Here is a 10,234-nt window from a genome sequence, read left to right on the forward strand (position 1 = left end):
AATGAGGGAGTATGGAACAGAGCAAAATTAGAAATATCGCAATCATCGCCCATGTGGATCACGGGAAGACAACACTTGTAGACCAGCTTTTCAGACAGAGCGGAATGTTCCGCGATAACGAAGTGGTCGAAGAACGACTCATGGATTCTATGGATCTTGAGAAGGAACGTGGCATAACAATTTCTTCAAAGAATGGTTCCTTTATGTATAAGGATTTTTTTATTAATATTATCGATACACCAGGACATGCAGATTTCGGCGGCCAGGTCGAAAGGGTCCTTAAAATGGCTGATGGCGTGCTTCTCCTTGTGGATGCAGCGGAAGGGCCAATGCCCCAGACCCGTTTCGTCCTCAAAAAGGCGCTCATCCTTAACATACCTGTTATTGTCGTTATCAACAAAATAGATAAACCGGCAGCCCGGTGCGACTGGGTAGTAGATCAGGTCTTTGATCTTTTTGTAAAACTGGGCGCACCAGATGATATACTTGATTTCCCCGTTATTTATACCTCCGCAAAGAGAGGTTACGCAACGCTTGATCATACCCGGAACCACGGTACGATGATTCCGCTTTTCAAAATGATCGTAAATTCTATTCCGCCTCCAACCGGAAATCCCGAAGCCCCCCTGCAGATGCTTGTGAGCTCGCTCGCCTACTCTTCCTTTCTCGGAAGACTGGCAATAGGAAAAATAACCTCGGGACTTCTAAATATAAACAAAGACGTTATTGTTGCAAAAACTGACGGTTTCACAACACCTGCCCGTATCACAAAGATCTACCGGTTCAAAGGTAGTGGCAAAGAAGAGGTCGAGACTGCCGGTGTCGGCGAAATAGTTGCGGTAGCCGGTATGGAATCTATTATGGTTGGCGAGACCCTTACCGACCCTGAAAACCCCCTCCCTCTGCCCGGTATCGAAATAGACCCGCCAACAATATCCATGAACTTTATCCCTAACGACTCGCCTTTTTCCGGAAACGAAGGGAGATTTCTTACTTCGAGACATATCCGTGAAAGACTCATTCGTGAGACGCTATCGGACATTGCACTCATCTTAGAAGAATTAACCGATGGTATTGGATACAAAGTATCCGGGAGAGGTGAGCTTCACCTCTCGATCCTTATCGAAAAGATGCGCAGGGAGGGCTATGAATTTCAGGTTACACGACCCATGGTTATATTCAAAGAGGGAAATGGGGGAAGGCTTGAGCCTTATGAAGAACTCACGATTGATGTCGATGAACCTTACTCAGGAAACGTGATCGAAAACCTCGGGAAAAGGAAAGGCCAGATGGTCGAAATGCACCAGAATAACGGGACGGTCAGGATGAGGTACAGGGTTCCAACCAGAGGGCTTATTGGTTTCCGTTCAGAATTTATGACCGAGACAAAAGGTATGGGTACGATGAGCTACATATTTGACGGTTACGACCGGTATGCCGGTGAAATAAAGAACCGCAACAACGGGGCTCTCGTGGTAATGGAACAGTGCAGTACCGTGGCGTATGCGCTCTTTAACCTTCAGGAAAGAGGACAATTATTTATAGGCCCCGGTGAAAAGGTTTACGGTGGCCAGATTATCGGAGAACACAGCCGTGAAAATGACCTGGTGATAAACCCTGCGAAAGGAAAAAAACTTACAAACATGAGGGCCGCGGGCTCTGATGACGCTGTTATTCTTACCCCCTTCAGAAAAATGAGCCTGGAAGATTGCATTTCCTACATCAATGAGGACGAACTCGTTGAAATAACGCCCCGCTCAATCAGATTACGAAAGATCATCCTCGACAACCTTCAGCGTAAAAGGGCACGACTAACCGCAGCAAAGGCTTGAGAGCACTCTTCCTTCAACCTCCCATTGAAGATTTAAACCTGTGACCTTCCTGTCCTGTGTCAACAAGTTTTTGATATTTGACACCTTCGCAGGCGAGGGTTAGAATGAGGCGTGCTCATTATCGGTAACCTTATGCTGCCGCTCCCCTGCATGCTTGCCCCTATGGCCGGGGTAAGCGATCTGTCCTTCCGCCTGATTACCCGTGCCTTTGGCGCTCCCCTTGCCTTTACGGAGATGATTGATGTGAGGGCTTTACACCACAAGGATAAGAGAACCCGCCACATGCTCTCCTCAACCCCTGATGACCGCCCCTTGGGTATACAGTTGCTGGGTAACGATGAAAAAAATATATTGAAAGCCCTTGACGCCCTCGAAGGATACAAGTTTGACCTTCTCGATTTCAACGCTGCCTGTCCCACCCCCAAAATTACGCGCAAGGGAAAAGGGGCAGCACTCCTCAAAGAGCCCCGCAAACTCAGGGAACTTCTCAAGGTACTGGTTGACCATTCGAAAGTCCCTGTAACTGTGAAGATCAGGGCAGGGTGGGACCCCGATTCGGTAAATGCAAGGGAGATTGCCCTCTATGCCGAAGATGCCGGCATCAGCGCCCTCTTTATCCATGGTAGGACAAAGACCCAGGGATATAGTGGGACCGTAGATTATCAGGTAGTCAAAGAGGTGAAGGAAGCCTTAAAGATACCCGTGATTGCGAGCGGCGATAATATTTCAGTGCCCTTAATCAAGAAGATGTTTGACGAGACCGGCTGCGACGGCGTGGCGATCGCCCGGGGCTCTCTCGGAAATCCCTGGATATTCAGGGAAATAATCCGCTTCTTTCAGGATGGCACGCTTTGCGAAAGACCAGATGTACATGAGCGCATAGCTGTAATGAAGAACCATCTGCACCTGTCGGTGGAACATTATGGGGAAAGAAAGGGTGTGAGCAGCTTCCACAAATTCTTTATCTGGTACACGAGGGGACTTGCGGGCATGAAACTGCTCCGCGACAAGGCTTTCAGGACAGACATGGCAGATGCACTCCTTGACGTCATCGAAGAGCTAAAAACGCTCGATAAGATAGACGACAGCATCTGCTCTCAAGGTCACTTCCCATTGCTTAAATAATCGCCGAGCAGTCCCCTGCTGTGTTCATCATCATGGCAGTAGACACAAAGGTTTTCCCAGTTAGAACCATCCGGTGGATTATTCCTGTGATTGCCGTCTTTATGGTGAACGGTGAGAAGATGCCTGTCCTTATAGTCAAACTCCCGTGCGCACTTGGCACAGATGAGGCCGTGGATTCGGAGCGACTGTTCTCTATAATCATTTTTCGGGAGATTGTCCTGCAATTCCTTTACTATTTCTTCAGTGGACTTACCGCTCTCCTTCCACCTTGTTCCTGTCTTGCTACGCACCGTATATCTTTTTTTTCTCATCTTCGCACCCCTGACAACCGCATATGGGGGTCAAATCTTTATCCTTGACTTATATATTCAATAATTCCTTGAATCTGCCTTTGCAGTTGGGCATCTTTCTCCAGTTGAATATGCAATCTTTTCCTTCCTACGCTTACTGAACTGTAGTCAACCCCCATAATCTCACCAATCTCTCTCTGATTCATACCAGCGTATCGGTATAAGAGATCCATTGTGAGGGGACGCGCAATGCTCTGGTATCCTTTTTTTAGAATCTCTTCCTTTGTTACCCCCACATGTTTGGTGACTGCTTGAAAGATCTTTTCTGGTTCAACCTGTTTCAATATCATCTTTATGGCCGGCATTTCTCTCTTTGTTTTGATAGGTTCAATAATATGTTTTTTTATATTCTCTACGAAAGGATTGTCACCAACAATACCGTGTCCTTTTCCTTTTTCTAATGGATTGAATGTTTTTGATAATCCACTTTCAACAAAGTCTCTATAGCGCTTTTTGTCTCCTCCACAGTAGTTCAGGGTATCGTCCAGGGAAAGGAACGGATACCGATTCTTTTTCGCACTGTAATCCGGATAACTGCTCCACGGGTAATCCCTCAAATACTTTTTCTTCTCATCGATAGGAAGATTGGATAATCCTCTCATCCGAACCGGGTTGAAATGGATGTACCGGGAAACCTCTTGAAGATAACTATCTGCATCTATAACAAAGGATTTGTAACGTCCCTGGTAGAGATGGCCAGTTTTTTTATGTCGTTTGTTAAAGTATGATGTGTAGGAGATATTAAAATGGCGCATAAACTCCTGAAGATTGGCCAAGGGTGTCTTAACAATGAGATGGAAATGGTTTGCCATGAGGACAAAGGCTAATATCTGCACCTGATAGATCTCACTTGAACGTTTCAGGAGATCCAGGAAATATTTGCGGTCGTAATCATTAAAAAATATCTTTTGCCGGGCATTCCCCCTGCAGGTAAGATGATAGTATGCATTCTCAAATTGAATGCGGAGAGGTCTTGCCATGCTGAAAGTTAAGTTAAATTTATTTGAATGTCAAGAATAAAGATTTGACCCCATTATTTGCTACCTTCGTTCTTGCGCTTTGAATAGCAATCCTTACAGTATATCGGACGGTCATCTCTGGGTTTAAAAGGGACTTCGCATTCTTTCTTACACTCTGCGCAAATCGCCTTGTGCATCTCCCGTGGCCTTCCGCCGTATCCACCGTATCCACCGCTGCCACCTTTCTGATATCCCATGTTACCTCCTTTTTAGCTTTGCTAAAGATTTTAGTCCCTAAGCTAATTATTATAGGACTTTCGTAGAGGAATTTCAAGTGTTTCTTTATACTACAGTGACGTCCTCATTCGAAGCCTGCTCTGAATCAGCCTTGGCCTGTATGTTTTTTTTATCCAGTTTGCTTTGTTTCTTTTCTTCTGCTTTCTTTTTCTTTGCCAATTTTTTCTCTGACAACCATACCTCTTTTTTATAGTATAGCACAACGGGCAATGGGGTTTATCTACTTCCGTGCGTCAATGTACCTCCGCATATGGGGGTCACACACCTATACCACGAGCTACGAGCCATCAGCTATTAGCTCAATTGATTGACTTTTGAAGATTTGAACCTGTGACCTTCCTGTCCTGTGTCAAGGACCGACGCCTATCTGTGACCTTCCTGTCCTGTGTCAAGGACCGACGCCTATCTCTATCCCAGACTTTTCCGCCCAATCTCTGGCGATCATTGTTGCCTGCTCAAGTACGGTTTCGGTTGCCTTTTTCTGTTTGTCAGGCGGATACCCATATTTTCGAAGAACTCTTTTTACCGCTACTCTCAGTTTAGCCTGGACACTTTCTCTTAATGTCCAGTCTATGGTTACGTTGTTGCGGATGGTATTTGCGAGTTCTCTTGCGATTGTTCTCAGCGTCTCATCCCCAAGCACTTTGACTGCGCTGTCGTTGACTTCGAGGGCATCGTAGAATGCAAGCTCGTCATCTGAGAGGTTTAGCTTTTCCCCTCTCCTGTTGGCTTCGCGCATGTCTTTAGCGAGCTGTATGAGTTCCTCAATGACTTTTACGGTTTCTATTGTTTTGTTCTGGTACTTTCTTATGGATTTTTCGAGCATCTCGGCAAAGGATTTCGACTGGATGAGGTTCTTCCTGGACCTTGTTTTTATCTCGTCGTTCAGCAGTTTTTTGAGGAGTTCGAAGGCGAGGTTTTTGTGCTGCATACCCCCTATTTCTTCGAGGAACTCGTCTGAGAGTATTGAGATATCGGGCTTTTTCAGTCCCAGGGCGTCGAATATGTCCACAACTTTGTCTGAGACTACTGCTTTTGAGATGATTTGCCTGATGGCTGAATCGAGCTCTTCCTGTGTCTTGCTTGTCGTGGTGGTATTCTTTATGAATTGTGACTTGACGGCTTGAAAAAATCCTACGTCATCCCTTACCTTTAAGGCTTCTTCGTTTGGTACTGAGAGTGCAAACGCCAATAATAGCTCCGATGTGTGTTTTACGAATCTTTCTTTGCCGTCTTTCTGTGCAAGTATGTAGTCCATTGCCTCCGCTATTACAGACATTTTTTCTTTTGGCGCTGCCTTGAAGAATTCTTTGTAGTTGAAACTTTCAAAGAGGGCATTGACTAACTCGTATTTTTCGAGCATCTTCGCCACTGCCTCTTCCTGATCAATACCGACTTCTTTCCTGTCGCCTTCTGTGTATTCTGACAAAGCCTTTTTCAGTTCGTCTGCTATGCCTATGTAGTCTACTATTAGTCCTCCTGGCTTGTCTTTGAATACCCGGTTTACCCTTGCTATGGCTTGCATGAGGCCGTGGCCTCTCATGGGCTTGTCCACGTACATGGTGTGGAGGTTTTTCACGTCAAAGCCTGTGAGCCACATATCCCTTACGATTACTATTCTTAGCGGGTCGTCGGGGTCTTTCATCCTGTCGCCGATGTCCCGCCTTCCTTGCTTGTTCCTTATGTGTTCCTGCCAGCTTTGGGGGTCGCTTGCCGAGCCGGTCATGATGACTTTGATTACTCCTTTGTCGTTGTCTTTGTGGTACCACTCAGGTCTTAGCTTGATGATTTCGTCGTGGAGTTCTACGCATATTCTTCTGCTCATGCAGACTATCATTGCTTTGCCGTCCAGTACTTTTAGTCGGTCTTCAAAGTGGTTGATTATGTCTCTTGCGATGTTCCTTATGCGCTTTTCGCTGCCTACCAGGGCTTCGAGCCGTGCCCATTTGCTTTTGAGCTTTTCTTTCTTCTCTACCTCTTCGCCTTCCATTACTTCCTCGAATTCCGGGTCAATCTTTGGCCTTTCTTCGGGCTTCAGTTCAAGTTTGGCGAGCCTGCTTTCGTAGTATATCCTGACTGTTGCGCCGTCGTTGACGGCTTTTTCCATGTCGTAGATGTCTATGTAGTTACCGAATACAGCCGGGGTGTTCCTGTCTGCTTTTTCTAAGGGTGTTCCTGTGAAGCCTATGAATGATGCATTTGGCAGGGCGTCCCTCATGTGCCGTGCGAAGCCGTCTATGAAATCGTACTGGCTCCGATGCGCTTCGTCCGCTATGACAATTATGTTCCGCCTTTCAGACAATAGCGGGTATGAATCGCCTTTTTCTTCCGGCAGGAATTTTTGTATGGTGGTGAAGACTATCCCGCCGGAGGCTACTTTGAGAAGTTCTCTTAGCCTTGCCCTTGTTTCTGCCTGTACGGGGGCCTGCCTGAGTATTTCCTGGCACCGTCCGAAGGTTCCGAAGAGTTGGTCGTCAAGGTCGTTTCTGTCTGTGAGCAGGACTATTGTGGGGTTGTCGAGGGTGAGGATGAGCTTTCCTGTGTAGAATACCATGGTGAGGCTTTTGCCTGAGCCCTGGCTGTGCCAGATTACGCCGCAGCGCTTGTCGCCTTTCGGTCTGGATGCTTCTATTGTGGCTTCTATTGCCTTGTTTACTGCGTAGTATTGGTGGTAGCCGGCAATCTTCTTGTGGGTGGCATGCTCCTCTTTCTCAAAAACGATGAAGTGCCTTATGATGTCGAGGAATTTGGTCTTCCCGAACATGCCTTTCAGGAGGACCTCCATTGATTTGCTTTTTATCTCTGACTTTATCTCTTTGCCGTCTGTTGTGCGCCAGAGCATGAACCATTCCTTGCCCGAGGTTATGGTACCTGCGCGGGCTTCCATGCCGTCGCTCACTATCAGGGCTTCGTTATAGTTGAACAGGGATGATATCTCATGCTTGTATGTCTGGAACTGGTCGAAGGCTTTCCAGACCGTGGCGCTCTCATCAACAGGGTTTTTTAATTCTATGACTGTAAGGGGGATTCCGTTGACAAAGACGACTATGTCGGGCCTGCGGTTGTAATTGTTCTCAATGACGGTGAACTGGTTCACTGCCAGAAATTCGTTGTTCTCAGGGTCTTCGAAGTCAAAAAGCCATACCGTGTCTCCTGCGATGCGCCCGTCCTTTTTCCTGTATTCTACGCCCACGCCGTTGACGAGCATTGTGTGGAATGCCTGGTTATTGACAAGAAGCTTAGGGCTTTCAGCCCTCAAGACTTTCTTAACCGCCTCCTCTCTTGCTTCTTTCGGAATGTTCGGGTTAATCCTGTCTATGGCCTTTGAAAACCGCTCTATCAGCACGACGTCCGAGTAGCTCTTCCTCTCAGGTCTTGTGCCTTCAGGCGGTGGGGCGATGTCCGGGCCGTAAAGGGTCTTATAACCGAGTTCCTCAAAGATGTCCAGGGCTGCCTGTTCAACTTCTGATTCAGTGATTGTGCGCTTCACGGGATACTCCCATTAACGCCTAACGCTTCTTTAATGGTATTCAATACCGTGCTTGCCTTATAATAAGATTCTACTAATTCATCGAATGTAATATTAATCTCCCTTCCATGGGCAACTAAATGCCTATTGAGAACAATATTGGTAAAACGAGCCTCCGCCTCGGTTCCTATAATCTTGCTGTCAAATATTGCCTTGTAACTATCACAAAATCGCCCCAGCAAGTTTCCCCTGATGTCATCCATTTTAAGGCTTCGAAATGTTTTAATTGTACTTCTCACAAATGATACAAGTTCTTTATCGCCAGCTTTTGCAGCCCTCTGGGTTACCATTTTCTTAATTTCTGTTTCATAAGCCCCACAAATGTAGACTAACAGATATTTTGTTAGAATTGACTCGATTTCTGTACCTTTGGATCCAGTATTATCCAAATGTTCTTTGCACAGCTTAATCGCTAATTCAACGTTTACTATCTTCATATTAACCCTTAAACAGCATTTCCTCTGCTTTTTCGAGTCGCCCTTTAACTACTTCAATATCAGTAGTTGAACTTCGGGTATATTTATTGAAGTCGTCGTCCGCCTTAAGTGCTTCGTAACGCTCTCGAATGTCACTTGGACATGATCCCAGATGTTTCGCAAATGCCACAAACACCGAATCAAATACTGCCGCATTTAGTGCACCTCTTGGATTAAATGGTTTTTCTCCTAGCGAGACTACTATCAAATTACATGTTTTTTTAAACCGTTCTTGCTCTTGTTCGATAAGTTTGTCAGAAGGGTTACGGTTTCTCTTCATAAAGGTTGACAAAAAATCTTTCATAGGTTTTTTGTAGTCCTTGCCCCAGTGGAATAAACCATTATACCTAAGAATCAGCTCCACATCCCTTTGCCTACTGTCCAAATTTGATTTGCCTAGTGTTGCATTCCCAAATTAATATGGTATAATATCTCTGAAAGGAGGGATGCTATGCCAAGAGGAAAAAAGGTTGTAATCACATTGACAAAGGAAGAAAGACAGACATTAACCATGTGGGCAGCTACAGGAAAAATTGAACAGAGGTATGCACAACGTGCAAAAGTAATATTACTTTCCTCTGAGGGATATACGCTTCCAGATATTAGACTTAGAAGCGGGCTAAGCAGGCAAAACTGCACCCGCTGGCGTACAAGGTTCATGAAGGATAGGATCGAAGGACTCAAAGATCGCCTCCGTTCCGGGAGACCACCGGTAATTCTTCCCGAACTCAAAACACGGGTTACCATGCTGGCTTGTACTAAACCAACCGATGGGAGTAATAGGTGGAATACACGTACATTAGCACAGGCAACAGGTATGGGGAAAACCACGGTACATCGGATACTGAGCGAAGGGAAACTCAAGCCCCATAAAATTGAGTACTGGTGTGGCAAAAGTCCTGATCCTGAATTTGAGGAAAAACAGGCAGCTATTCTGGGGCTCTACCTCCATCCTCCAGAAAATGCCTTGGTTCTCTGTGTCGATGAAAAATCACAGTTACAGGCTTTAGATAGGACACAACCGGAACTCCCCTTATGTTCTGGGAATCCAAAACGACTCACGGCAACATATAAAAGAAACGGTACAACCTGTCTCTTAGCAGCCCTTTCTGTCCACGATGGGAAGGTTACAGGGCGGTGTGTGGACAGGAATAACCATATCACTTTTCTCAATTTTCTCAAACACCTCTACCGTACCTATCCCCGAAAATACCTCCATGTGGTCATGGATAACTTAAGTCTCCACAAACACAAAGAGGTGATGGACTGGGTGAAACGTAGGAGACGGCTTACCATCTACTATACCCCTACCTATGCCTCATGGCTTTCTCAAATTGAAATATGGTTTAACATCTTTTCAAAAGATGTAATCCGCGGCGGCGTATGGAAATCAAAGAAAACAATGGTCGATCAGATTATGTACTACATTAAACACTATAGTGAGCATCGAGCACACCCTTTTGCATGGACATATACGGGGAAACCACTGGTGGCATAATGGACATATTATTTATGGGACGTAACACTAGATCACTACGCGATTCAAGTTTCATCACAAGTTCATTCTTTGCCGTCAGATTTTGGAAGATTTGGAGACTATGAATTTATTCGAGCATTGTCAAATAAAAGTACAAGAATTTTTTTGCCGAGTAACAGCGAGCTCCAT

Annotated in this window: 10 protein-coding genes; 3 read left to right on the forward strand and 7 right to left on the reverse strand. The window is 45.7% G+C overall.

From position 1 onward, the window contains the following. The first annotated feature begins 11 nt into the window (after positions 1–11). The gene (gene typA / locus NTU69_01115) at positions 12–1,832 is read left to right on the forward strand and encodes a translational GTPase TypA (protein ID MCX5802128.1); all 1,821 of its coding nucleotides are present in this window, start codon (positions 12–14) and stop codon (positions 1,830–1,832) included. Positions 1,833–1,943: 111 nt separating this feature from the next. Further along, positions 1,944–2,957: a tRNA dihydrouridine synthase DusB gene (dusB, locus tag NTU69_01120; GenBank protein ID MCX5802129.1), complete on the forward strand. Its 1,014-nt coding sequence runs from the start codon at positions 1,944–1,946 to the stop codon at positions 2,955–2,957. On the opposite strand, the gene NTU69_01125 is transcribed toward dusB, so the two are convergent. The 7 genes from NTU69_01125 to NTU69_01155 all read right to left on the reverse strand — a co-directional run bounded on the left by NTU69_01125 (position 2,936) and on the right by NTU69_01155 (position 8,932). Continuing rightward, positions 2,936–3,268 carry a YajD family HNH nuclease gene (locus NTU69_01125; protein MCX5802130.1) on the reverse strand — a complete coding sequence of 111 codons (333 nt, stop codon included), beginning with the start codon at positions 3,266–3,268 and terminating at the stop codon, positions 2,936–2,938. The genes dusB and NTU69_01125 overlap by 22 nt on opposite strands. A gap of 38 nt (positions 3,269–3,306) precedes the next feature. Further along, positions 3,307–4,287 carry a transposase gene (locus NTU69_01130; GenBank protein ID MCX5802131.1) on the reverse strand — a complete coding sequence of 327 codons (981 nt, stop codon included), beginning with the start codon at positions 4,285–4,287 and terminating at the stop codon, positions 3,307–3,309. Between the two features lie 53 nt (positions 4,288–4,340). Continuing rightward, the gene (locus tag NTU69_01135) at positions 4,341–4,523 is read right to left on the reverse strand and encodes a DNA-directed RNA polymerase (protein ID MCX5802132.1); all 183 of its coding nucleotides are present in this window, start codon (positions 4,521–4,523) and stop codon (positions 4,341–4,343) included. An 85-nt stretch (positions 4,524–4,608) separates the two neighbouring features. After that, positions 4,609–4,737, reverse strand: coding sequence for a hypothetical protein (locus NTU69_01140; protein MCX5802133.1), 129 nt, complete (start codon positions 4,735–4,737; stop codon positions 4,609–4,611). A 214-nt stretch (positions 4,738–4,951) separates the two neighbouring features. Beyond that, positions 4,952–8,053, reverse strand: a complete 3,102-nt coding sequence (locus tag NTU69_01145; protein ID MCX5802134.1) for a type I restriction endonuclease subunit R — start codon at positions 8,051–8,053, stop codon at positions 4,952–4,954. Next, on the reverse strand, positions 8,050–8,529 hold the full coding sequence (locus NTU69_01150) for a HEPN domain-containing protein (protein ID MCX5802135.1): 480 nt from the start codon (positions 8,527–8,529) through the stop codon (positions 8,050–8,052). Before NTU69_01150 ends, NTU69_01145 begins: the two co-directional genes overlap by 4 nt. A gap of 1 nt (position 8,530) precedes the next feature. Continuing rightward, the gene (locus NTU69_01155; protein ID MCX5802136.1) at positions 8,531–8,932 is read right to left on the reverse strand and encodes a hypothetical protein; all 402 of its coding nucleotides are present in this window, start codon (positions 8,930–8,932) and stop codon (positions 8,531–8,533) included. A gap of 87 nt (positions 8,933–9,019) precedes the next feature. Between NTU69_01155 and NTU69_01160 the strand changes: the two genes are divergently transcribed. After that, entirely contained in the window at positions 9,020–10,066 is a 1,047-nt protein-coding gene (locus NTU69_01160) for an IS630 family transposase (GenBank protein ID MCX5802137.1), read from the forward strand. Positions 10,067–10,234: the final 168 nt, after the last annotated feature.

The sequence above is a fragment of the Pseudomonadota bacterium genome (assembly GCA_026388215.1).
In the GTDB taxonomy this organism is placed as follows: Bacteria; Desulfobacterota; Syntrophorhabdia; order Syntrophorhabdales; family Syntrophorhabdaceae; genus JAPLKF01.